Genomic DNA, 24,064 nt, shown 5'->3' with positions numbered 1-24,064 from the left:
GCCTTCGATATGTTTCGATTTGCCGACAATAGTCGGCCGTCCGCCTGTTCCTGTGGGAGGATGGCAGAATCCTTAAGTCCTTTTGGAGTGGCGGTATTCTATCTGAGCCACGCCCCCAACCTGAGCCCTAGGTCGAACTTTTTGTAGCGTGTTGTAACGCTTGACGCGCTACATTTTGGCTGAGTGCACGTCTACGTTGACGCACTTGGTTCACGCGGTAATTATCCAAGTCAATGATAAATATTGAGAATCATAGACCACATAAATCCGGGTTCGCCATCGGCGACCTCCAGGGCTGTGCCCCTTCCCTTCACGATCTGCTCGCCCAACTTCCTCCCGACGTGCCGCTCCGCTTCGTCGGCGACCTCGTCAACCGTGGCCCGGCGTCGCTAGACACCCTGCGCACGGTGAAATCGTTGGCCCCCAGTGCGCAAACCGTCCTTGGCAACCACGACATCCACCTGCTTGCCGTAGCCGCCGGGGTTCGCAAGAAAGGGAAATCCGACACCCTGGATGACATCCTTTCGGCGCCCGATTGTGATGACTTACTCACCTGGTTACGCCATCAGCCTCTGGCGATCCACGAAAATGACTTCCTCATTGTCCACGCTGGTGTTCTGCCGCAGTGGACGGCGAGCCAGGTCGTTGATCTGGCCCGAGAAGTCGAAGCCGAACTACAAGGTGCCAATTGGCAAGGATTTCTGGCGGACGTCTTCGGCAACGCGGCTGACCGCTGGGACGACAGCCTCCGCGGAATCGAGCGTCACCGGGTGGTGGTCAACGCGCTGACCCGGCTGCGTTTTTGCTCCGCGGACGGCGTGATGGATCTCAAGACCAAGGAAGGGCTCGGCAAGGCGCCGGCCGGCGTCATGCCGTGGTTCGATGTTCCGGGACGACGCACCGCCGGCAACACCACCGTGGTGTGCGGGCACTGGTCGACGCTTGGCCTGGTCTTGCGCCCTGATTTGATGGCGCTCGATACCGGCTGTGTCTGGGGAGGCAAGCTGACCGCTGCCAGGTTGGCGCGCGATCCGGATGCGCGGGCGGTCATCCAGGTCGATTGCCCGCAGTATTCTGACCCGCTTGCCTGAAAACGCCATCCCCGCGCGAGCGGGGACGACTAGCGGGTCAAGACGTGGCAGTGACGGCCTGAGGTAGCGCCGCGGGCATTTCATGCAACCTTTGCGCCACATCCATGGCTGCTTCCGGGGTGCCGGTGCATAGATGCATCACCACATCCCGCGCCGCCTCCGCCAACTCCCTTCGACTGGCCGAATGCGCCAGCAGCTGGGGCCCCAGCGTCAACCGCACCTTGATGGGGGGCGATCGCAGGATGGCGTCCAGGCATTCCACCAGCGTAATGTCGTCGATGTAGGCCGGCGCCAGCGTTGGCTTGCCCGTCGCGGCGTCCACGTAGCTCAGCCCCAGCGGCTGCACTGGCAGGCCGCCGGCTACTGCCGCCTGCATCAGGTTGGCGTGGAATGGCAGCACCTTGCTGCCGTCCGTGGTTGTCCCTTCCGGGAACACGCACACCAGGTCACCCTGCTGCATGACTTCGGTAATGTGATGCAATACCCGATGGGCGTCGCGCTTGCGGCCGCGTTCGATGAAGATCGTGCCGGTCTTGTCGCACAGCCAGCCGATGATCGGCCAGCTACGGATTTCCGACTTGGCGACAAAGCGCACCGGCTGCCAGCAATGGATTGCGTAGATGTCGAGCCAGGAGATGTGGTTCGACACCAGCATCGCGCCATGCGGCACGGACTGGCCCGGCGCCAGCCCCTGGACTTCCACCTCGATGCCGCAGATCGCCAGCAGCTTGCGAGACCAGTTGCGGATCAGGCGCTCGCGCAGGTGAGCGCTTGCCCACGGGAAAACCGTGGCGCAGACGAACATCCCCCGCAGCAAATGCCACCCCAGCCGCAGCTTGCGTAACCAGATCATCGTCAGACCCCGGTTGCCTTGCCGGTCATCGGCTGGTCAGCGTTGCTCGTACACGACCTGGCCGTCGACCAGTGTCGTGCGCACGCGCCCTTCCATTTCGTAGCCGAGCCACGGCGAATTCTTGCCCTGGCTCTTCAGCGCGGCGCGCTCCACCTTCCAGACGTGCTTCGGGTCGAACACGCAGACGTCGGCGGCATTGCCCGTCGTGAGCGAACCGGCGTGCAGGCCGATCACGCGGGCCGGCTCGCTGGTGATGCGGGCCAGCGCCTTCACCAGCGGCACCTTGTGCTCGCTGGCCCAGCGCAGCGTCAGCGGCAGCAGCAGTTCCAGGCCGGTGGCGCCGGGGGTGGCTTCGGCAAACGGCAGCAGCTTCTCGTCGTCGTCCACGGGGGTGTGGTCGGAGCACAACGCGTCGATGGTGCCGTCGGCCAGCGCGGCCACGATGGCGTCGCGGTCGCGCGCGCTGCGCAGCGGCGGCGTGAAGCGCATCTGGCTATTGAAGAAGCCGATGTCCATGTCGGTCAGCGACACATGGTGGATGTTGACGTCGCACGTCACCGGCAGGCCTTCCTTGCGGGCCTGGCGCACCAGTTCCAGCCCGGCGGCCGACGACAGGCGGCACAGGTGGACGCGCGCGCCCGTCGTGCGTACCAGCTCGAAGATCGTATGCAGGCGCACCGTCTCGGCGATCACCGACACGCCCGACAGGCCCAGGCGCGACGCCACGGCGCCGCTGGCCGCCACGCCGCCGCCCAGGAACGGATCTTCCGGGCGCAGCCACAGCGTGAAGCCGAACGTCTGCGCGTACTGCATCGCGCGTTGCAACACCTTGGTGTCCTTGATCGGCACCTCGGCCTGGCTGAAGCCCACGCAACCGGCTTCGGTCAACTGGCCCATTTCGGTCAGCGCATCGCCCTTGAGGCCCACGGTCAGCGCGCCCAGCGGGTAGACGTGGGTCTGGTTCAGCTTGCGTGCGCGGAACTTGAGCATCTCGACCAGGCCGGGCTCGTCGAGCACGGGGTCGGTGTCGGGCGGGCAGACCAGGCTGGTCACGCCGCCGGCCGTGGCAGCCGCCACTTCGGACTCAAGCGTGGCCTTGTATTCGTAGCCTGGCTCGCGTAGACGCGCCGAGAGGTCGACCAGGCCCGGGCACACGATCATGCCGCGTGCGTCGATGGTCCGGTTGGCATTGAAGTCGGTCGGGGCCTGGCCCACGCCCACGATCTTGCCGGCGGCGATGTACAGGTCCTGTTCGGCGTCGACGTTCGCGGCCGGATCGATCAGGCGGCCACCCTGGATGTGAATCTTCATGTTCTGTCGCTGTGTGCTGTTCGTGGTATCCAGATGCGGCTCAGTCATTGTTGCCAGCCACGATGCCCATCACGGCCATGCGCACGGCAATGCCGAAGGTCACCTGGTTCAGGATCACCGATTGCGGGCCATCGGCCACGGCGGAGTCAATTTCCACGCCGCGGTTCATCGGGCCGGGGTGCATCACGATGGCGTCGGGCTTGGCCAGCGCCAGGCGCTCGGGCGTCAGGCCGTAGGCCTTGAAGTACTCCTGGGCCGAAGGCAGCAGCGCGCCGCTCATCCGTTCGTTCTGCAGGCGCAGCATGATCACCACGTCCACGCCCTTCAGGCCTTCTTCCATGTTGTGGAAGACGCGCACGCCCATCTGCTCCAGACCGGACGGCAGCAGCGTGCGCGGGCCAATGGCCCGCACTTCCGGCACGCCCAGCGTGGTCAGCGCGTGGATGTCCGAGCGCGCCACCCGCGAGTGCAGGATGTCGCCGACGATGGCCACGGTCAGGTTCGTGAAATCCTTCTTGAAATGCCGGATCGTGTACATGTCCAGCAGGCCCTGCGTCGGATGCGCGTGGCGGCCGTCGCCGGCGTTGATCACGTGCACGTGGGGCGCCACGTGTTCGGCGATCAGGTAGGGCGCGCCGGAGCTGGCGTGGCGCACCACGAACATGTCGGCCGACATCGCCGACAGGTTGTTGATGGTGTCCAGCAGCGATTCGCCCTTGCTGGTCGAGCTCGCGTTGATGTTCAGGTTCAGCACGTCCGCCGACAGGCGCTTGGCGGCGATCTCGAACGTCGTGCGCGTGCGGGTGGAGTTCTCGAAGAACAGGTTGAACACGCTCTTGCCGCGCAGCAGCGGCACCTTCTTGACGTCGCGATCGGAGTCGGACAGCGACACGAACTGGCTGGCGGTATCGAGGATGTGCGTGATCATGTCACGCGACAGCCCCTCGATCGACAGCAGGTGCTTGAGCTCGCCGTTCCTGGTGAGCTGCGGGTTGCGGAACATCTTGGTCATGGGCAGGTGGGCGCGGGTCGGTCTGGCGAATTTGGTACGGGTAAGGCTTCGATGCTTGACGCTCGGACGGCGTCTCGGGTTGACACTCAGGTGCGTGCTTCGGTGGCAAAGGCGAAGCGCATGGCGGCGCCTTCACCTTGCCGGGACAGCACCAGGGTCTTGTCTTGCGGTAGTTCGATGGTGGCCGCGGCATATTCGGCGGCGAACGGCAGTTCCCGGCCGCCGCGGTCGGCCAGCACGGCCAGCGCCACGCGGGCCGGGCGCCCGTAGTCGAACAGCTCGTTCACGGCAGCGCGGATCGTGCGGCCCGTGGCCAGCACGTCGTCGATCAGCAGGATGTTGCGGTCCTGCACATCGAACGGCAATGTGGTGGGCTGCGCCTGGCTGTGCAGGCCCTTCTTGGCGTAGTCGTCGCGGTGGAACGCCACGTTGATCACGCCGTGCTCGCCCAGCTTCAGGTCCGCCGCCAGCCGCTCGGCAATCCAGGCGCCGCCGGAGTAGATGCCAGCCACGGACCAGCGGGCGCGGTCACCCGACGGCATCAGGGCCTGGGCCTGGTCGCGCAGCGCGTGGTACAGCGCCTCGGCGTCGAAGTTGGAGGTCTGGGTCATAGCGGGAATTCGTCGAAGTATTGTTGCAGGATGATCCGCGCGGCCTCGGCGTCCAGCGCCCCGCGCCTGGCCCCGGCCATCGAGGCGACGCGCGACGAGTAGCGCTCGTCCACCCATTCCACGGGCAGGTCGAAGCGTCCGTTCAACTGATTGCCAAAGCGGCGCGCAAGCCGCATCGAAGCCTGTTCGGCGTCATCGGGTCCGGCATCGGGGTTCACCGGCATGCCAACCACCAGCCGCACGGGCGACCATTCCTGGATCAGCGCGCCAACGGCCTCGAAGCGGCCCTCGACCGTCACGTTCGGAATAATGGTCAGGGCGCTAGCTTGCCGGGTGATGAAATTCCCGAGCGCCACGCCAATTTTTTTCTCGCCGTAGTCGAACGCGAGCACCGTGCCGTCGCGGGGCGTCTCGCGCCCCGCCTGCTCAGGCATGCCCGGCCTCGCCCGACAGCATCGTCACATCGATGCCAAGCAGGCGCACGGCTGCCGCGAAGCGCTCTTCGGGCGGCACGCTGAAAATGATTTCGGGATCGGCCTGGACGGTCAGCCAGCCATTGCGGCTCAGTTCGTCCTCGAGCTGCCCGGCGCCCCAGCCCGCGTAACCGAGCGTCAGCAGGAACCGGTGCGGGCCACTGCCATTGGCCACGGCTTCGAGCACGTCCTTGGAAGTGGTCATTTCCAGTCCGCCGGGTACGGCCAGCGACGACACGTAGATGCCAACCGGGTCATGCAGCACAAAGCCGCGCTCGGTCTGCACCGGGCCGCCGAAGTAGACCGGCTGGTGGGCAACAGGCTGGATTTCGAGCTTGAGATCGATCTTGTCGAACAGCGTGGCCATGTCGATGTCGATCGGCCGATTGATCACCAAGCCAAGCGCACCACGCTCGTTATGCTCGCACAGGTAGACAACGGAGCCCGAAAACGTCGGATCGGCCATGCCTGGCATGGCAATCAGGAACTGATTGGTGAGATTGATGGAAGCTTCGGGCGTCGCCATGGCTTGCATTCTACCAAATCGCACCCCGGCTGCCGCGGAAAACTTCTGCGCACAAGTGCAGCGCGCGGCGCGGCGGCAACGGCCTCAGCCGCCCGGCGACTTCAGTGCCACCATGTCCTCGGCGGTCAGCCAGCGCCACTCGCCCGGTGCCAGCGCGGGGTCAAGCTGCAGCCCGCCGATGGCACTGCGATGCAGCGTGGTTACATGGTTGCCGGCGGCGGCCACCATGCGCTTGACCTGATGGTACTTGCCCTGCAGCAACGACAGCCGCAGGCTGCGCTCGCCGGTGGCTTCGCAGGCATGCGCGGCGATCGCCTCCGGTTCGTCGTCCAGTTTCACGCCAGCCAGCAGCGCCTGTACCTGCTCCGGGGTCACCGGATCAAACGTGGCTACCTCGTAGACCTTGGGCACCTGCTTCTTGGGCGACGTCTGGGCGTGGATGAACTGGCCGTCGTCGGTCAGCAACAGCAGGCCGGTGGTGTCGTGATCCAGCCGGCCCACGGCCTGTACCTCGCGCTGGCGCAGCGGCACCGGCAGCAGGTTGTAGACACTGGGATGGTGGCGCGGTCGCTGCGAGCATTCGTAGCCGGTCGGCTTGTTCAGCATCAGGTAGGCCTTGGTGCAGGCCAGCCATTCCTCGCCGTCGACTTTCAGTTGCAGGCCATCCACCTCGAAGCGTGCGCCCGGGTCCTCGCAGAGCGTGCCATTGACCTCGACGAGCCCTGCCTCCACCAGGTCGCCACAATAGCGGCGGGTGCCAAAACCTTGGGATTGCAGGATGCGGTCGAGTGTGACTGTGGCCATGGGTAATGTGATGACTGCGTACGGAAGGACTGTTGGCTATGTTAGGTTACGGCGATGCCAAGATCACCTTCCCCTGCTCCCGAACCGGATGGACGCCTGCCCTACCGGATTGACCGGGAATTCGCGCGCGGCCTGGTCTGGTTCCGGCGCGACCTGCGCGTGGACGACCACGCGGCGCTGCATTATGCCCTCAAGCACTGCCGGCAGGTGTGGTGCGTCTTCGTCTTCGACCGCGAAATCCTGGATCCGCTGGTCGAACGCGGCCTGAAAGCCGACCGCCGGGTCGAATTCATCCTGAAATCCGTGGAATCGCTGCGGCAGGCGCTGACCGACGCCGGAGGCGGCCTGATCGTGCTCGACGACACGGCGCGCGATGCCATTCCGAAGCTGGCGGCGCAACTCGACGCCGAGGCGGTGTTCACCAACCACGACTACGAGCCCGCCGCCAACGACCGCGACGCGGTGGTGCGCCGGGCGCTGGCCGCCGACTCCCGCGAACTGCTCACCTTCAAGGACCAGGTCGTCTTCGAGGCCAGCGAGATCCTGACAGGCCAGGGCCAGCCGTTCAGCGTGTTCACGCCCTACAAGAACGCCTGGCTCAAGGCCGTGCGGCCATTCGACCTGCGCACCTACCCGGTCCAACCGTATATCCGCGCCCTGGCGCCAGTGCCGGCCGCCCATCACAAGCCGCTGCCCACGCTGGAATCGCTGGGCTTTGCGCCGAGCAACCTGACCGATATCGCCATGCCAACCGGCACGGAAGGCGCGCAGGCGCTGTTCGAGGATTTCAAGGCGCGCATGGGCGACTACGGCCAGCGCCGCGACTTTCCGGCGGTGCGTGGCCCGAGTTACCTGTCGGTGCACCTGCGCTTCGGCACGATCTCGATCCGTCAGTTGACCAGAGCCGCGCACGACACCGTGCAGCGCGGCGGCCCCGCCAGCGCCGGCGCCGCCGTCTGGCTGTCCGAGCTGATATGGCGCGACTTCTATTTTATGATCCTGCACCACCATCCGCGCGTGGCCGATGGCAAGTCGTTCCACCCCGAGTACGACGCGATCCACTGGGTCGACACGAAGTCCGGTGACGAATATTTCGACGCATGGTGCCAGGCTCGCACCGGCTATCCGCTCGTGGACGCCGCGATGCTGCAGATCAACCAGAGCGGCTACATGCACAACCGGCTACGCATGGTCACGGCCAGCTTCCTGGTGAAAGACCTTGGCGTGGATTGGCGGCGCGGCGAGCAGTACTTTGCCGACCAGCTCAACGATTTCGACTTCTCGGCAAACAACGGCGGCTGGCAGTGGGCGGCGTCGACCGGCTGCGATGCCCAGCCCTACTTCCGCATCTTCAACCCGGTCACGCAGTCGGAAAAATTCGATCCGCGGGGGCGATTCATCCGCAAGTACCTGCCGGTGCTGGCGAACCTGCCGGACAAGTACATCCATGCGCCATGGACGGCGCCGGACGATGTACTGGCGGCGGCGGGCGTGAAGCTGGGAGAGAACTATCCGCAGCCCATCGTGCAGCACAGCATCGCCAGGATGGAGACGCTGGAGCGATATGGGGCGGTGAAGGGGAAGAAGATAGCTGGAGATTGAGCCGGCTGGGAACCTGGCTTGCTGCTGTCTTGCTCCCCTCTCCCACGACGTGGGAGAGGGGGTGGGGGTGAGGGCGCTGCGGTGCTAGTTGCGGCTTGTCGAATTTGAACCGCAGGCCCTCACCCCCGGCCACTCTCCCGGAGGGAGAGGGGAGCAAGACATCGGGATTCAGTCGCTACCGCTATCGCTAGCCATATCGCTGGCGCTCAAGCCGCCAGCATCGCGCTTTCCCTGTAGTGCTTCTGCGCTTCTTCGGGGCGGTCGGTTTCCTCGAACAGCCGCGCCAGCGCCAGATGCGCGCGCACGCAGATGCGGCGCTGGTCGTCTCGGTGCGCGTATTTCAGCGCGCGCTCGAAGTTCGACTGGGCCTTGCCCCAGAGCTGCTCGCCCAGGCACAGCACGCCCAGCGTGTAGTACAGATCGGCATCGTTCGGATGCTCGACCAGCCATTTCTCGGCCTGCTGGATCTGCGGCAGCGCCTTGCCCGGCTCGGCGCAATCGGCGTAGCGCTGCACCAGCCGGCTGTCCCAGTTGTGCTTGAGCGCTTCCTCGACGATGCGGCGGGCCTCGTTCTGGCGGTTCAGCGCCGAGAAATAGCGCGCGGCCTGCTCGGCGATGCGCACGGCGTGCCGTTCGTCGGCCGAAAGGGATCGCCAGAAGTGATAGAGCGACTCCGCGTCATGCCGGCGCTCGTCGAGCATGGCTTCCACGGCCATCTGCTTGAGCCGCAGCGCCAGCACCGGATGCAGCGCATTGCGCTTTTCCAGCGAGCGCGCCAGACGCAGCACTTCGGTCCAGTTCTTCAGGTGCTGGTGCGCGCGCAGCGCGATGCGCTGCACGTGGATCTGGCGACCGCCCTTTTCCTGCAGCTGGGCGATGGTTTCCAGCGCGCCTTCGGGGTCGCGTGCATCCACCAGCAGTTCGGCCATCGACACCAGCCGCGCCTGCTCGCGCTCGGGGTCGGTCACTTGCGACATCCACGCGTCACGGCGCTCCGACTCCTGCATCCGGTGCGCGGCGCGGGCGCCCACCAAGGCTGCCGTCTGCGCCTGTTCGGGCCATGCCTGGGCTTCCTTGGCCGCGCGTTCGGCGCGGGCAAAGCGGCCGGCAAACAGGTTTTCGATCGACTCGCGCATCGCGGCCTGCGCCTTGCTCATGCGGCTGCGCTCGCGGTACGCCGCCGCGCGGCGCGGCATCTCCGACAGATGGCGCACCGTGGACATGACCGTCCAGACCACGAAGAAGGCCAGCAACAGCAGCGCAATCGCCAGGTTCAGCGACATCTCCACGCGGTACGGCGGATAGAACAGCACCACATTGCTGTGATTGAACTGTGTGAACAGCGCCAGCCCGACGGCGCCGCCAAACAGTACGGCCACCCAGAAAAGCAGTCGCATGCGGCTACTCCTTCTTCAGCGCGCGCAGCGCGCCAAGGCTTTCGGCCATGGTTGGCAACGACACGCTCACCGCGCTGGCCTGGGCCTGCTTGAGCAGCGTCAGCACGCCCTGCACGCGGCGCGAGCGGGTATCGAAATAGCGGCCGATCATCGCCTGGGCCGCGGCCAGGTCATTGCGGAACACCGGCTCGTTGCGCGACAGCAGCGCCAGCCGCGCGTTCAGCAGGCGCAGCTTGACGTTCTCACGCAGGAACCAGCCCTGGTCGCCAGACAGCAGCAGCGCATTGGTGTCGTCCACCTTGCGCACGCGGATCACCTGGCCCAGCTCGGCCAGCACGTAATCCCATGTGCGGGTCAGCACGTTGCCCGTGGCGGCCGGCGCCGACGCGCCCTTGGCCTCGGGTACGGCAGGCTTGCCGTTCTCGCCCGGCACGCGGTCGAGCATCCGTTCGCCGGACAGCAGCGGCAGCGCGTCGATCTGGTTGATGGATTCGTCGAGCTTGATGGCCGCGCCGGTCAGGTCGGTATCGGGCACCGCCTTCATGCGGGCGATGTCGCGCGCGATGGCGCGGCGCAACTGGTTGTACTGCGGCTTGTCGGAACGCGCCAGACGCGCGTCGGCGCTCTGCAGCGCGGCCAGCGCCACCTGCACGCTGCCGGTGAGCTGCAGTTGCTGGCCGGCGTTGGTCAGCAGTTGCTGGATTTCGGCGATTTCCCAGTCGTCCCGGTTACGCATCAGGTCCTGGTAGACCTGTTCCAGCGCGGCCTGCTTGTCGCGCGCCTCCACCACCTGGCCGTCGAGCGCACCCACCTTGGCCTGCAATTCCTTGACGGTGTCCTGGGCGTTCTTCGACAGCACGCGCGTTTCCTGCACCAGCGTGTCGTTGCTCTGCTGGCGCCGCGCGAGTTCCTGCGTCAGGTGTTCCACGCGCATCTGCAGCCAGAAGAAGCCGCCCGCAATGGCCAGCACCACGACCACGGCAACCAGCCACCAGGCTGTCATGTTGCGCCGGCTGCCGGCATGCGACGCGGGGGCGTGCGTGGCGAAAGGCGTGCCGGCGGCACCGGACGGTGCGGCCTGGCTCGACGGAGGGGACGTAGTGTCTGGCGTCACGCGTTCGACCTTCGTTGTCGTGGGTCCGGAGGACCCTGTTGATTCTGTGGCTGCCGGCGCGGGCGCCGGCACCGGTACGACGCTGGCCGGGGCCGTTGCCACCGGCGCGGATACGGGTGCGGCCAGCGGCGCCGCGGGCCCCGCATGGGCATTGCCCCACTGCGTGCACGCGGCCAGCAGGCCGGCATCGCCGGGCGCCGCGGGCAATACATGGGCGAAACCCAGCGCCTGAGCCTGCGCGGCAATTCTCGCATGCGGCGCCACGCACTGCATCTGCTTCAGGCGTTCGTGTTCCTGAGGCGACAGGTGCAGGCGCGCCAGGGCGTCGAGGTTGCGCACGGCTTCGGAACTGGTCAGCAGCCAGGCGTAAGGCGGGGCGTCGGCCTTGAGGCTGTCACGCACGGCCTGCCATTGCATGCCCGTGGGCTCCGGCAGCGTACGGTTGTACGCTTCCACGGCGTCGACCGTGGCGCCCGCTTCGCGCAGGCGGTCGCCCAGCCAATCGCGGCCGCCATTGCCGCGAATGATCAGCACGCGGCGCCCGGCAAAGGCGCCGGGGGTGGTGTCCAGTTGCGACCAGAGGGCTTCGGAATCGAATCGTGGCGCGGCGTCGGCACTTTCCGCGCCGCCTTCGCCATTCCCCTCGCCCGCCTGCGCGCCGACCGGAGCGACCACGGTGTGCGTGGGCGGGGCGATGCCGCGCTCGGCCAGTGCCGCCACGCTGGACGGCCCGACCACGGCTACGGGCACTTCCCGGGGCCATTGCGCCTGGCCGGCGGTGTCCTGTACCTGGGCCAGTGCATCGAGCGCGAACGACACGGCATTCGGGCTGACGAAGACCACCAGCGCATAGTCGGCCAGCCGGGTCAGCGCCGCGCGCAGCGGTGCGTCGTCGGAGGCCGGGCCGATGGCCAGTAGCGGAAAGCCAAGCACATCGAGACCGGCGGCCTGCAGCGCCTCGGTCAATTGCCGGGACTGCCCGGCGGGTCGCGTGACTACGACGGTCGGGCGGGGCATCGGGCGATCCTCAGGCAGGTCCGGCCGTCGACAGCGCGGCCAGTACCGCGTCGGCACCCTGCCCCAGCAGGTCGCCCGCCACGGCCGCGCCAAGTTGCTCGGCGGCCTGCACCGAATCCACCGGTGCCATGGCATGGGCGCGCACATTGCGCGTGCCGTCGGGCATGCCCACAAAGGCATCGAGCTGCAGCGTGGCGTCATGCCAGCGCGCATGGGCGGCCAGCGGCACCTGGCAGGATCCGCCCAGGCGGCGCGATACCGCGCGTTCGGCCGATACCGCCAGCATTGTCGGCATGTGGTTGAGCGGCGCCAGCCATGCGGCCAGTTCGGGACGGTCGGCGCGGATCTCGATGCCCAGCGCGCCTTGTCCGGCGGCGGGCAGCGAGCTGTCGGGCTCGATCAGCGCACGGATGCGCTCTCCCAGGCCCAGGCGCTTCAGCCCGGCCGCAGCCAGGATGATCGCGCCATATTCGCCACGATCGAGCTTGCCCAGGCGGGTATCGAGATTGCCGCGCAGCGGCTTGATCACCAGATGCGGGTAGCGGCTGCGCAGCGCGGCCTCGCGCCGCAGGCTCGACGTACCGACCACCGTACCGGCCGGCATCTCGTCGAGCGAGGCGAATTGCGACGAGACCAACGCGTCGCGCGGATCTTCGCGCTCCATCACGGCGGTCAGCGCAAACCCCTCGGGCAGCTCCATCGGCACGTCCTTAAGCGAATGGACGGCCAGGTCGGCACGGCCTTCGGCCATGGCAACTTCCAGCTCTTTCACGAACAGCCCCTTGCCGCCTACTTTGGACAGGGTCCTGTCGAGAATTTGATCACCCCTTGTCGTCATTCCAAGAATGGACACATCGCATTGGGGATAGTATTGTTGCAACGCAGCACGCACATATTCAGCCTGCCACATCGCCAGCCGGCTTTCGCGCGAGGCGATGACGAGCTTATGTGGCATGCTGCTTGACGCTGCAGCGGAAGAAGACGGTTGGGCAGGTGCTTGCATGCGCGCATGTTAGCACGCACCCCCTCGCAAAACCGCCAGATTGCCAGATCCAAAGTGACTTTCCGGCACGCGGTTGATGCCGGTCGAAACCCGGCACGGCGTGTCGGGAGATCGATACCTATAAGCAACGCAGAAGAGGAGATATTGAATGACGCAGCCTGCTGCGCGCGCCCCCGGCCGTGCCCGATCGTCCACCGGCCGCAAGTCAGTTAAGCCAGCCTCAGGCCAGCATGACGTGCCCGGCACCACCCCTGGTGCCACCCCCCGGAAAGCCCCCACCCGCAATGCCAAGCCTGCCGGCAAGCCCACGCTGTCCGTGGTGACCCCGGAAGGCAATACCGTCGCACCGGCCCGGCGCACCGCCGACAAGGACGTGCCGCTGCGCGAGGACATCCGCTTCCTGGGCCGCCTGCTGGGCGACTGCGTGCGCGAGCAGGAAGGCGACGCCGCCTTTGAACTGGTGGAAACCATCCGCCAGACCGCCGTGCGGTTCCGCCGCGAGAACGACCGCGCCGCCGGCGCGGAGCTGGACCGCCTGCTGAAGCGCCTGTCGCGCGACCAGACCAATTCGGTGGTGCGCGCGTTCAGCTATTTCTCGCACCTGGCCAATATCGCCGAGGACCAGCACCACAACCGCCGCCGCCGCGTGCATGCGCTGGCCGGATCGCCGCCGCAGCCGGGCAGCCTGGCCCGCGCGCTGCAGGCCATCGATGCGGCCGGGGTGACCGGTAAGCAACTGCGCGAGTTCCTGGACGGCGCGCTGATCATGCCGGTGCTGACTGCGCACCCGACCGAAGTACAGCGCAAGTCCATCCTCGACGCCGAGCGCGAGATCGCCCGCCTGCTGGCCGAGCGCGACCTGCCGATGACGGCGCGCGAGCGCGACCACAACACGGCGCAACTGCGCGCCCGGGTGACCACGCTATGGCAGACCCGCATGCTGCGCAACACGCGGCTGATGGTGGTGGACGAGATCGAGAATGCACTCTCCTATTACCGCACCACGTTCCTGGAGGGCATTCCGCGCCTGATGGCGGAAATGGAAGAAGACATCGCCGCGGTCTTCCCGCGCCGAGGCAAGGCCGGTTCGCCACCGGCGCCGCTGGCGCCGTTCCTGCAGATGGGTTCATGGATTGGCGGCGACCGCGACGGCAATCCGAACGTCACCGCCGAAACGCTGGAGCACGCCGCCCAGCAGCAGTCCACGCTGATCATGCAGTGGTACCTGGACGAAGTGCATGCGCTGGGCGCCGAGCTGCCACTGTCGTCGCTGATGGTGGACGCCAGCCCGGAACTGCTGGCGCTGGCCGAGGCATCGCCCGACCATTCCGAACACCGCGCCGACGAACCGTACCGCCGCGCGCTGATCGGCATCTACGCCCGCCTGGCGGCTACTACCGAACGCCTGACCGGCCATGTGGCCCAGCGCCATCCGGTGGCCGACGTGGCCCCGTACGACAACGCCGAGGCGTTCGCGGCCGACGTGCAGATCGTGCTCGATTCGCTGCGCCTGCATCACGGCGAGGCGCTGGCCCGTGGCCGTATCGACTCGCTGGTGCGCGCCATCGCCATCTTCGGCTTCCACCTGGCATCGGTGGACATGCGCCAGGTGTCCGACGTGCACGAGGCCGTGATCGCCGAACTGTTCAAGGCCGCCGGCATTGCGCCGGACTACGCCGCGCTGCCCGAGGAACGCAAGGTGGAGCTGCTGCTGGCCGAACTGCGCCAGCCGCGCCTGCTGACGCTACCGTGGCACGGCTATTCCGAGCAAACGCGCAACGAACTGGCCATCTTCGCCATGGCCCGCGACCTGCGCGCCCGCTACGGCAATCGCGTGGCCCGCAACTACATCATTTCCCACACCGAGACGCTGTCCGACCTGGTGGAAGTGATGCTGCTGCAGAAGGAAACCGGCATGCTGCGCGGCACGCTGGGCAGCAAGACCGATCCGGCCCGCATGGAGCTGATGGTCATTCCGCTGTTCGAAACCATCGAGGATTTGCGCAACGCCGCCGGCATCATGCAGAGCCTGCTGGACCTGCCGGGCTTCGATTCCGTGATCAAGCATCATGGCGTCGAGCAGGAGGTGATGCTCGGCTATTCCGATTCGAACAAGGACGGCGGCTTCCTGACGTCGAACTGGGAGCTCTACAAGGCCGAGCTGGCGCTGGTGAAGCTGTTCGAGGACCGCCGCGTGAAGCTGCGCCTGTTCCACGGCCGCGGCGGCACCGTGGGCCGTGGCGGCGGCCCGACCTACGAGGCCATCCTGTCGCAACCGCCGGGCACCGTGAACGGCCAGATCCGCCTGACCGAGCAGGGCGAAATCATCAATAGCAAGTTCGCCAACGCCGAGATCGGCCGGCGCAACCTGGAAACGGTGATCGCGGCCACGCTGGAGGCTTCGCTGCTGCCCACGCAGAACGCGCCGGCCGGGCTGGGCTCGTTCGAAGGCATCATGCAGCAGCTGTCCGACCACGCGTTCCGGGCCTATCGCAACCTGGTCTACGAGACCCCGGGCTTCAAGGACTACTTCTTCGCCACCACGCCGATCACCGAGATTGCTGACCTGAACCTGGGTTCGCGTCCGGCATCGCGCAAGCTGATGGACAAGAAGAACCGCAAGATCGAGGATCTGCGCGCAATTCCGTGGGGCTTCTCCTGGGGCCAGTGCCGCCTGCTGCTGCCGGGCTGGTACGGCTTTGGCAGCGCGGTCAAGGCGATGCTGGACGCCGCCCCCGACGAAAAGGCCCGCAAGGCCGCCGTGGCCACGCTCAAGCGCATGGTCAAGACCTGGCCGTTCTTCCGCACGCTGATGTCGAACATGGACATGGTGCTGGCCAAGACCGACCTGGCCGTGGCGTCGCGCTATGCCGGGCTGTGCGATGACCCCGCGCTGCGCAAGACCGTGTTCTCGCGCATCAGCGCCGAATGGCACCTGACCTGCGACATGCTGAGCCTGATCACCGGCCGCGCGGAACGGCTGGCCGAGAATCCGCTGCTGGCCCGCTCGATCAAGAACCGCTTCGCCTACCTGGACCCGCTGAACCACTTGCAGGTGGAACTGCTCAAGCGCTACCGCGCCGGCAAGGACGCCGACGATGTGCGCGTGCGACGCGGGATCCACTTGACGATTAATGGGGTAGCGGCTGGGCTGCGGAACAGCGGTTGATTGTGCTTTTTTAGTCGCTTTCATCCCTTCTCCCGCCGGTTTGCTCCCCTCTCCCGCACGGCGGGAGAGGGGCCGGGGGTGAGGGCAAAGCGGTTCAAATTGCCTTTGCCGCATCTTGAAACGCTGGCCCTCTCCCCTAACCCCTCTCCCGCGCGCGGGAGAGGGGAACCAACCAGCGGCGATTCGCAAGTCTTCAAGCGATATAATCGCCGTTTCCGATTTTCCGCCCTGCCCCTGACATGACCTCCCAACTTGCCAAGAAAGGCGAAGCCTGGTCCGCCCGCTTCTCCGAACCGATGTCCGACCTGGTGAAGCGTTACACTGCGTCGGTCTTCTTCGACAAGCGCCTGGCGCTGTTCGACATCCAGGGCTCGCTGGCGCACGCCGCCATGCTGGCAAAGCAGGGCATCATCGCCGAGGCCGACCGCGCCGAGATCGAGCGCGGCATGACGCAGATCCGTGGCGAGATCGAGGCCGGCGCATTCGAATGGAAGCTCGACCTCGAGGACGTCCACCTCAATATCGAAGCGCGCCTGACCGCCCTGGTGGGCGACGCCGGCAAGCGCCTGCACACGGGCCGCTCGCGGAACGACCAGGTGGCGACCGACATCCGCCTGTGGCTGCGTAGCGAGATCGACAACATCATTGGCCTGCTGGGCGACCTGCGTGGCGCGCTGCTGGACCTGGCCGAGAAGAACGCCGACACGATCCTGCCGGGCTTCACGCACCTGCAGGTGGCCCAGCCGGTGACCTTTGGCCACCACCTGATGGCCTACGTGGAAATGTTCACGCGCGACGCCGAACGCATGGCCGACTGCCGCCGCCGCGTGAACCGCCTGCCGCTGGGCGCCGCCGCGCTGGCCGGCACGAGCTACCCGATCGACCGCGAATTCGTGGCCCAGCAACTGGGCTTTGACGGCGTGTGCCGCAATTCGCTGGACGCCGTGTCCGACCGCGACTTCGCGATCGAATTCCTGGCTGCCGCGTCGCTGATCATGACCCACGTCTCGCGCTTCAGCGAGGAACTGGTGATCTGGATGAGCCCGCGCGTCGGCTTCATCGACATCGCCGACCGCTTCTGCACGGGCAGCTCGATCATGCCGCAGAAGAAGAACCCGGACGTGCCCGAACTGGCGCGCGGCAAGACCGGCCGCGTGTACGGCCACCTGAACGGCCTGCTGGTGCTGATGAAGGGCCAGCCGCTGGCCTACAACAAGGACAACCAGGAAGACAAGGAACCGCTGTTCGACACGGTGGACACCGTGGTGGACACGCTGCGCATCTTCGCCGACATGGTGCCCGGCATCGGCGTCAAACCCGACGCCATGCGCGCCGCCGCGCTGCAGGGCTACGCCACCGCCACCGACCTGGCCGACTACCTGGTCAAGCGCGGCCTGCCGTTCCGCGACGCCCACGAGGCCGTGGCCCACGCCGTGCGCGCCTGCGACGACCGCCACTGCGACCTGGCCGACCTGACCGTGGACGAGCTGCGCCAGGTTTCCGGCCTGGGCGACAAGGCATCGTTGATTGGTGATGACGTGCACACCGTGCTGACGCTGGAAGGTTCGGTCGCATCGCGCAACCACATCGGCGGCACCGCCCCCGACCAGGTCCGCGCCGCCATCGCCGCCGCACGCAAGACGCTGTAAGTTTCACGTAAGACTGCGTCGTAAAAAAGCCGCTGAGCCCCGAGGGCCAGCGGCTTTTTTTCGTCTGTACGCTCACCAGGCCGGGCTCCCCTCTCCCGCCTCGCGGGAGAGGGGTTGGGGGAGAGGGCCAGCGGCTCTGCTTGCCACGGCATCGCAATTTGCACCGCCGGGCCCTCTCCCCCAGACCCTCTCCCACAGGTGGGAGAGGGGAGAAACCGTGGGTGCATCGCAGACCGCTAGGACAATCCCCTAGCCCCCACATAATTTGTTACAGATACACTAACCGGCGCATTAGAACAGGGGGAGACAACCCATGAATTACTTGCTTGGTCTGTCACGGCAGATCGACAGGTTGAACCAGCACACGGGCAGGCTTGCAAACATCATGATCCTGCTGTCGTGTCTGGTCAGCGCAGGGAACGCCCTGCTCCGTTACGGCTTCAACTTGAGCGACAACTGGCCGCTGGAACTGCAGTGGTACATGTTTGCCATTGCAGTCATGTTCGGCGCCTCGTATACGTTTCAGCGCAATGAGCACGTGCGCGTGGATCTGATCTACGGCAACGTGTCCGAACGCGCGCAGCACTGGATCGACATCTTCGGCATCGTGGTGTTCCTGCTGCCGTCCACGATCCTCTTTACGTGGTTGTCGTGGGAATCGCTGTTCCTGCCTTCGTGGCGCATCCTGGAGCAGTCGGGCAACTCGGGCGGTCTGCCCCGATACCCGATCAAGCTCGTGGTGCCCATCGGCTTTGCCCTGCTCACGCTGCAGGGGATTTCCGAACTGATCAAGCGCTTCGCCGCCCTCAAGGGCCTGGTGCGCATCGAATCGAAATACGAAAGGCCGGTGCAATAATGATTCCGTTGGAATATATGCCGCCGCTCATGTTCGGCGGCCTGGTGGTATTCATGCTGATCGGGTTCCCGGTCGCATTCTCGCTCTCGGCGGTCGGCCTGGCCTTTGGCTTCCTGGCCATCGAATGGGGCTACTTCCCGGTGCAGTTCCTGCAGGCCGTGCCCAGCCGCGTGTTCGGCAGCGTGCTGGCCAACGAGCTGCTGCTGGCGATTCCGTTCTTCACCTTCATGGGCGCGATCCTGGAGAAATGCGGGCTCGCCGAGGACATGCTCGACTCCATGGGCCAGTTGTTCGGTCCGGTGCGCGGCGGCCTGGGCTACTCGGTGATCATCGTCGGCTTTATCCTGGGCGCGATCACCGGCACGGTGGCGGCGCAGGTGATCGCCATGGCGATGATCTCGCTGCCCGTGATGATGCGCTACCGCTACAACATGAAATACGCCACGGGCGTGCTGGCCGCATCGGGCACGATCACCCAGCTGGTGCCGCCGTCGCTGGTGCTGGTGGTGCTGGCCGACCAGCTCAAGACGCCGGCCGGTAGCGCCGACGTGGGCAGCATGTACCTGGGCGCCTGGGGTCCGTCGGTCGTCCAGATCCTGCTGTTCGCGCTGTACACGTTCATCCTGACCCGCATCAAGCCCGACTGGCTGCCGCCGGTGCCCGAGGAAGCGCGCACGCTGCGTGGCTGGCCGCTGTGGGCCAAGTGCCTGCGCGGCATCATCCCTTGCGCGGTGCTGATCTTCCTGGTGCTGGGCACGATCATGCTCGGTATCGCCACCCCAACCGAATCGGGCGCGATGGGCGCTGTTGGCGCGCTGGTGCTGGCTGTGATCCGCGCCAAGGGTTTCAACAAGATCGACCGCAACATCTACCGCGTCGGCATTGCCGCGACGGCGGTGGCGGCTGCTGTCGGCTTCTTCGCGTTCGGCTCGCATGCGTTCCGGATTCCGCTGGCGCTGGCCTACCTGGTGCTGCTGTGGATCCTGATCCGCGCCGGCCAGCTGACCGACCTGCGCCTGCTGATCGTAGAGGCCTACCAGTCCACCGCGCGTATCACCGCGATGGTCGTGTTCATCCTGATCGGCTCCACCTGCTTTTCGGTGGTGTTCCAGGGCGTGGACGGTGGCGCGTGGGTGGAACATCTGTTCACCTCGCTGCCGGGCGGCTGGGTTGGCTTCCTGATCGTCGTCAACCTGTTCATCTTCTTCCTGGCGTTCTTCCTGGACTTCTTCGAGATCGCGTTCATCGTGGTGCCGATGTTGGCCCCGGTGGCCGTGAAGATCCTGGCGCCGGTGGTGGCCGATTCGATGGGCGGCAACCCCGAGGCAGCCGCCACGGCGGCGCTGGTCTGGTTCGGCGTGATGCTGTGCGTGAACATGCAGACCTCGTTCATGCACCCGCCGTTCGGCTTCGCGCTGTTCTACCTGCGCGGCATCGCGCCGAAGGAAGTCAAGAGCTCGGACATCTACTGGGGCGCCCTGCCCTGGGTGGGCCTGCAACTGGTGATGGTGCTGATGGTGATGTTCTGGCCGGGCATGGTGACCGGATTGCTCGACAAGGGGTCGCTCAAGCACAGCAGTTCGGCGGAGGTCAGTATCCCGCTTGGCGGGCAGGACGCCGACAGCAAGCCAGGGGGAGCCGCCTCGACGCCGGGCACGCTGGAGTTGCCGGGCAGCAGCAGCGACAGCGAACCGGCAGCGCCGCAGTTCCAGTTCGAGAAGAGCAAGTAATTGGATGGGGCGTGGCCGGTGATTGATGCGCTGGCCCTCTCCCCCGGCCCCTCTCCCGCTGCGCGGGAGAGGGGCGCAAGAAAACAAAAAACCCCCGGCCTTGCGGCTCGGGGGTTTTTTCTTGGTGCTTGGATAGCTTACTGCTTCACGCAATCCACGAAGTACGCCGTCTGACCATCGGCCTCTTCTTCCACCAGGCCGTGGATGTCGGTCTCGAAGCCCGGGAACAGCTTGTTGAACTCGCGCGCGAACTTCAGGTACTGCACGATGGTGCGGTTGAAGCGTTCGCCCGGAATCAGCAGCGGAATGCCCGGCGGGTACGGCGTCAGCAGGATGGCGGTGACGCGGCCTTCCAGCTCGTCCACGGGCACGCGCTCGATCTCGCGGTGGGCCATCATCGCCCAGGCGTCCGACGGCTTCATCGCCGGTTCCATGTCCGACAGGTACATCTCGGTGGTCACGCGGGCCACGTCGTTGGCCTTGTAGACACTATGGATCGCGTCGCAGAGGTCGCGCAGGCCCATGCGCTCGTACTGCGGATACTTGCCGACAAACTCGGGCAGCACGCGCCACAGCGGCTGGTTCTGGTCGTAGTCGTCCTTGAACTGCTGCAGCTCGGTCACCAGCGAGTTCCAGCGGCCCTTGGTGATGCCGATCGTGAACATGATGAAGAACGAGTACAAGCCCGTCTTCTCGATGATGATGCCGTGCTCGGCCAGGTACTTGGTGACGATGGCCGCCGGAATGCCGCGGTCGCTGAACTCGCCGTCCACGTCCAGGCCCGGGGTGATGATCGTGGCCTTGATCGGGTCCAGCAGGTTGAAGCCATCGGCCAGGTCGCCAAAGCCGTGCCAGCGCTCGTTGGCCTGCAGCATCCACTCCTCGCGGTCGGGCACGCCCTCTTCGGCCAGCGTGTCCGGGCCCCAGACCTTGAACCACCAGTCGCCGTTGTTGGCCACGTCGTAGTCGGCTTCCACCTTGCGCACGGCACGGCGGAAGTCCAGTGCTTCCTGGATGCTTTCCTCGACCAGCGCGGTGCCGCCCGGCGCTTCCATCATCGCCGCCGCCACGTCGCACGACGCAATGATCGAGTACTGCGGGCTCGTGGACGTGTGCATCAGGTACGCCTCGTTGAAGCGATAGCGGTCCAGCTTGCGGGTCTCGGAGTCCTGCACCAGGATCTGCGACGCCTGCGACAGGCCGGCCAGCAGCTTGTGCGTGGACTGCGTGGCAAACACCAGCGCGTCCTTGCTGCGCGGGCGGTCACGGCCAATCGCGTGCATGTCGCGATAGAAGTCGTGGAACGCGGCGTGCGGCAGCCAGGCTTCGTCAAAGTGCAGCGTGTCGATTTCCGACGTCAGCATGTCCTTGATCTGTTCGGCGTTGTACAGCACGCCGTCGTACGTACCCTGCGTGATCGTCAGGATGCGCGGCTTCTGATTCTTGGCCTTGCTGGCGAACGGGTGGTTGGCGATCTTCTTGCGGATGGTCTCCGGATCGAACTCGCTCTTCGGAATCGGGCCGATGATACCGTAGTGGTTACGCGTGGGCATCAGGAACACCGGAATCGCGCCGGTCATCATGATCGCGTGTAGGATCGACTTGTGGCAGTTGCGGTCCACCACCACGATGTCGCCCGGCGCCACGTTGGCGTGCCAGACCATCTTGTTCGACGTCGACGTGCCATTGGTCACGAAGAACATGTGGTCGGAATTGAAGATCCGCGCCGCATTGCGCTCCGATGCCGCCACGGGGCCGGTGTGGTCCAGCAGCTGGCCCAGTTCCTCCACGGCGTTGCAGACGTCGGCGCGCAGCATGTTCTCGCCGAAGAACTGGTGGAACACCTGGCCCACCGGGCTCTTCAGGAATGCCACGCCGCCCGAGTGGCCCGGGCAGTGCCACGAGTACGAGCTGTCCTGCGCGTAGTCGATCAGCGCCTTGAAGAACGGCGGGGCCAGCGTGTCCAGGTAGACCTTGGCTTCGCGGATGATATGGCGCGCCACGAATTCGGGGGTGTCCTCGAACATGTGGATGAAGCCGTGCAGCTCGCGCAGGATATCGTTCGGAATGTGGCGCGACGTGCGCGTCTCGCCATACAGGAAGATCGGCAGGTCGGTGTTGCGGCGGCGCACCTCGTTCACGAACGCGCGCAGCTTCTCGATGGCGGCGGCCTCGGGCTGGTCGTCGGCGCGGACGAATTCATCGTCGTCGATCGACACGATGAACGTGGACGCCCGGCTGGACTGCTGGGCGAACGATGTCAGGTCGCCATAGCTGGTCAGACCCATCACTTCCATGCCCTCGCGTTCGATGGCCTCGGCCAGCGCGCGAATGCCCGAGCCGGAAATGTTCTCGGAACGGAAGTCTTCATCGATGATGATGACGGGGAAGCGGAATTTCATCGGGCAATCCTTGATGACGGTGCTTGGAAAGACTTGAGCCACATGGCCGGCGGAAGGTTCCCGCAGCGGCGACATGTGGCTCGTTCGACAGGTCTGGCGCCGGTCAGGCGCCGATATTGTGCTTCAGGAAGATGACAGGTCGTCAGGTCTTCGGCAGCGTGACGCCATGCTGGCCCTGGTACTTGCCGCCCCGGTCCTTGTACGAGGTCTCGCAGATCTCGTCGGACTCGAAGAACAGCACCTGCGCGCAGCCTTCGCCCGCGTAGATCTTGGCCGGCAGCGGCGTGGTGTTCGAGAACTCCAGCGTCACATAGCCTTCCCATTCCGGTTCGAACGGGGTCACGTTGACGATGATGCCGCAGCGCGCGTACGTGCTCTTGCCCAAGCAGATCGTCAGGACGCTGCGCGGAATACGGAAATACTCCATCGTGCGGGCCAGCGCGAACGAGTTCGGCGGGATGATGCAGACATCGCCCTTGAAGTCCACGAACGACTTCTCGTCGAAATTCTTCGGATCGACGATCGTGCTGTTGATGTTCGTGAAGATCTTGAATTCGTTGGCGCACCGGATGTCGTAGCCGTAGCTCGACGTGCCGTAGGAAACGATCTTGCGACCGTCCGATTCCCGTACCTGATTGGGCTCGAACGGTTCGATCATGCCGTGCTGCTCCGCCATGCGGCGGATCCACTTGTCGGATTTGATGCTCATATAGACTTGGCGGAATGGACGGACGGCTGGCCGGCCATGCCCGGCGCCGCTTGAATGGGGCGCATTGTACAACCATATCGCCTCATCTCCCGCGATGTCTGCCTCCCCTCTCCCGCACGGCGGGAGAGGGGAGCAAAACAGGGAAACGGGGCCGCTTACGAAGCCGCAATCACCCCGCAGGCAATCCGGCCGCCTGCATTACCGGTCGGCTGGGTGCGGTAGTCGTCCGGATCCTTGTGGACGATCACGCCCCGGCCAACCACGCTGTTGGGGCCCGGCGCCACGGTGACGTCGCTCATCAGGAACTGGGCACGCGCGTTGCCGGCCGAGTCGGCCGTCAGGTTGTTCATGTCGCCGGCGTGGTGGTCGGGCATGGTCATCTGCCCATGCGGCTTACCGCCCGGGTTGAAGTGACCGCCCGCGCTCATCGCGTCAGGTGCCGAGCAGTCGCCCTTTTCATGGACATGGAAGCCGTGCGTGGTGCCCGGCGGCAGGCCGGTCACGGCCACCACCACCATCACGCCGCCACCCGGCTGCTGCTCGAACGTGACGCGGCCACCAGTGTTGGTGCCGCTCTTGGGCGTCAGCGCGGCAGCGGCCCGGGTAGCCCCCGGGGCAGCCGGGGCGGCACTGGCCATCGGCGCGGCAGTCGGGCTCTTGGCCGTATCCGCGCATCCCGCTGCCAGCACGGCGGCAGCACCCATGGTCAATCCGAAAAGTACCCGTTTCATGCCG

The 24,064-nt window shown here is 65.9% G+C and carries 19 protein-coding genes; 6 read left to right on the top strand and 13 right to left on the bottom strand.

Going from position 1 to position 24,064, the window contains the following annotated elements; genetic code table 11:
- The first annotated feature begins 233 nt into the window (after positions 1-233).
- Positions 234-1,091: a symmetrical bis(5'-nucleosyl)-tetraphosphatase gene (locus MFF62_RS03340; protein ID WP_238259895.1), complete on the top strand. Its 858-nt coding sequence runs from the start codon at positions 234-236 to the stop codon at positions 1,089-1,091.
- A 37-nt stretch (positions 1,092-1,128) separates the two neighbouring features.
- Here the strand turns inward: MFF62_RS03340 and MFF62_RS03335 are convergent, their stop codons facing one another.
- The 7 genes from MFF62_RS03335 to MFF62_RS03305 all read right to left on the bottom strand — a co-directional run bounded on the left by MFF62_RS03335 (position 1,129) and on the right by MFF62_RS03305 (position 6,681).
- Positions 1,129-1,944, bottom strand: coding sequence for a lysophospholipid acyltransferase family protein (locus MFF62_RS03335; protein WP_238259893.1), 816 nt, complete (start codon positions 1,942-1,944; stop codon positions 1,129-1,131).
- A gap of 36 nt (positions 1,945-1,980) precedes the next feature.
- Positions 1,981-3,255, bottom strand: coding sequence for a dihydroorotase (locus tag MFF62_RS03330; protein WP_238259891.1), 1,275 nt, complete (start codon positions 3,253-3,255; stop codon positions 1,981-1,983).
- 40 nt (positions 3,256-3,295) lie between these two features.
- On the bottom strand, positions 3,296-4,267 hold the full coding sequence (locus MFF62_RS03325) for an aspartate carbamoyltransferase catalytic subunit (protein ID WP_092601577.1): 972 nt from the start codon (positions 4,265-4,267) through the stop codon (positions 3,296-3,298).
- Between the two features lie 86 nt (positions 4,268-4,353).
- Entirely contained in the window at positions 4,354-4,878 is a 525-nt protein-coding gene (pyrR, locus tag MFF62_RS03320) for a bifunctional pyr operon transcriptional regulator/uracil phosphoribosyltransferase PyrR (RefSeq protein WP_238259889.1), read from the bottom strand.
- Positions 4,875-5,312 (bottom strand): Holliday junction resolvase RuvX, encoded by a 438-nt coding sequence (gene ruvX / locus MFF62_RS03315; protein ID WP_238259887.1) that lies wholly within the window; start codon positions 5,310-5,312, stop codon positions 4,875-4,877. The genes pyrR and ruvX overlap by 4 nt, the downstream gene beginning before the upstream one ends.
- Positions 5,305-5,877, bottom strand: coding sequence for a YqgE/AlgH family protein (locus MFF62_RS03310; RefSeq protein WP_066731890.1), 573 nt, complete (start codon positions 5,875-5,877; stop codon positions 5,305-5,307). Before MFF62_RS03310 ends, ruvX begins: the two co-directional genes overlap by 8 nt.
- A gap of 84 nt (positions 5,878-5,961) precedes the next feature.
- The gene (locus MFF62_RS03305; RefSeq protein ID WP_238259878.1) at positions 5,962-6,681 is read right to left on the bottom strand and encodes a pseudouridine synthase; all 720 of its coding nucleotides are present in this window, start codon (positions 6,679-6,681) and stop codon (positions 5,962-5,964) included.
- A 54-nt stretch (positions 6,682-6,735) separates the two neighbouring features.
- Here MFF62_RS03305 and MFF62_RS03300 point away from each other — a divergent pair, with 54 nt between their 5' ends.
- A complete protein-coding gene (locus MFF62_RS03300; RefSeq protein WP_238259876.1) occupies positions 6,736-8,283 on the top strand; it encodes a cryptochrome/photolyase family protein in 1,548 nt (515 codons plus the stop codon).
- Positions 8,284-8,489: 206 nt separating this feature from the next.
- On the opposite strand, the gene MFF62_RS03295 is transcribed toward MFF62_RS03300, so the two are convergent.
- From MFF62_RS03295 to hemC, 3 genes are read right to left on the bottom strand one after another with little or no spacing between them, the layout of a single operon-like run.
- Positions 8,490-9,680, bottom strand: a complete 1,191-nt coding sequence (locus MFF62_RS03295; RefSeq protein ID WP_238259874.1) for a heme biosynthesis protein HemY — start codon at positions 9,678-9,680, stop codon at positions 8,490-8,492.
- Positions 9,681-9,684: 4 nt separating this feature from the next.
- Positions 9,685-11,811: a fused uroporphyrinogen-III synthase HemD/membrane protein HemX gene (hemDX, locus tag MFF62_RS03290; protein WP_238259872.1), complete on the bottom strand. Its 2,127-nt coding sequence runs from the start codon at positions 11,809-11,811 to the stop codon at positions 9,685-9,687.
- Positions 11,812-11,821: 10 nt separating this feature from the next.
- Positions 11,822-12,814, bottom strand: a complete 993-nt coding sequence (gene hemC, locus MFF62_RS03285; protein ID WP_238259870.1) for a hydroxymethylbilane synthase — start codon at positions 12,812-12,814, stop codon at positions 11,822-11,824.
- Positions 12,815-12,962: 148 nt separating this feature from the next.
- Here hemC and ppc point away from each other — a divergent pair, with 148 nt between their 5' ends.
- The 4 genes from ppc (at position 12,963) to MFF62_RS03265 (ending at position 20,218) form a co-directional block, all read left to right on the top strand.
- Positions 12,963-15,983 carry a phosphoenolpyruvate carboxylase gene (ppc, locus tag MFF62_RS03280; protein ID WP_238259862.1) on the top strand — a complete coding sequence of 1,007 codons (3,021 nt, stop codon included), beginning with the start codon at positions 12,963-12,965 and terminating at the stop codon, positions 15,981-15,983.
- Positions 15,984-16,222: 239 nt separating this feature from the next.
- A complete protein-coding gene (gene argH, locus MFF62_RS03275) occupies positions 16,223-17,632 on the top strand; it encodes an argininosuccinate lyase (RefSeq protein ID WP_238259860.1) in 1,410 nt (469 codons plus the stop codon).
- A gap of 313 nt (positions 17,633-17,945) precedes the next feature.
- Positions 17,946-18,488: a TRAP transporter small permease subunit gene (locus MFF62_RS03270; protein WP_238259858.1), complete on the top strand. Its 543-nt coding sequence runs from the start codon at positions 17,946-17,948 to the stop codon at positions 18,486-18,488.
- Positions 18,488-20,218: a TRAP transporter large permease gene (locus MFF62_RS03265; RefSeq protein ID WP_238259856.1), complete on the top strand. Its 1,731-nt coding sequence runs from the start codon at positions 18,488-18,490 to the stop codon at positions 20,216-20,218. The genes MFF62_RS03270 and MFF62_RS03265 overlap by 1 nt, the downstream gene beginning before the upstream one ends.
- A 137-nt stretch (positions 20,219-20,355) precedes the next feature.
- Here MFF62_RS03265 and MFF62_RS03260 read toward each other — a convergent pair whose 3' ends face one another.
- The 3 genes from MFF62_RS03260 to MFF62_RS03250 form a co-directional block, all read right to left on the bottom strand.
- Complete coding sequence (locus tag MFF62_RS03260) at positions 20,356-22,620, bottom strand: arginine/lysine/ornithine decarboxylase (RefSeq protein ID WP_238259854.1); 2,265 nt, start codon at positions 22,618-22,620, stop codon at positions 20,356-20,358.
- Between the two features lie 142 nt (positions 22,621-22,762).
- Positions 22,763-23,329 carry a dCTP deaminase gene (gene dcd, locus MFF62_RS03255; protein WP_238259853.1) on the bottom strand — a complete coding sequence of 189 codons (567 nt, stop codon included), beginning with the start codon at positions 23,327-23,329 and terminating at the stop codon, positions 22,763-22,765.
- A 155-nt stretch (positions 23,330-23,484) separates the two neighbouring features.
- Entirely contained in the window at positions 23,485-24,060 is a 576-nt protein-coding gene (locus MFF62_RS03250) for a superoxide dismutase family protein (RefSeq protein WP_238259851.1), read from the bottom strand.
- Positions 24,061-24,064: the final 4 nt, after the last annotated feature.

Source organism: Cupriavidus pauculus, from assembly GCF_022179805.1.
Taxonomy (GTDB): Bacteria; Pseudomonadota; Gammaproteobacteria; order Burkholderiales; family Burkholderiaceae; genus Cupriavidus; species Cupriavidus pauculus_E.
This window is presented reverse-complemented; position numbering and strand designations above follow the sequence as displayed.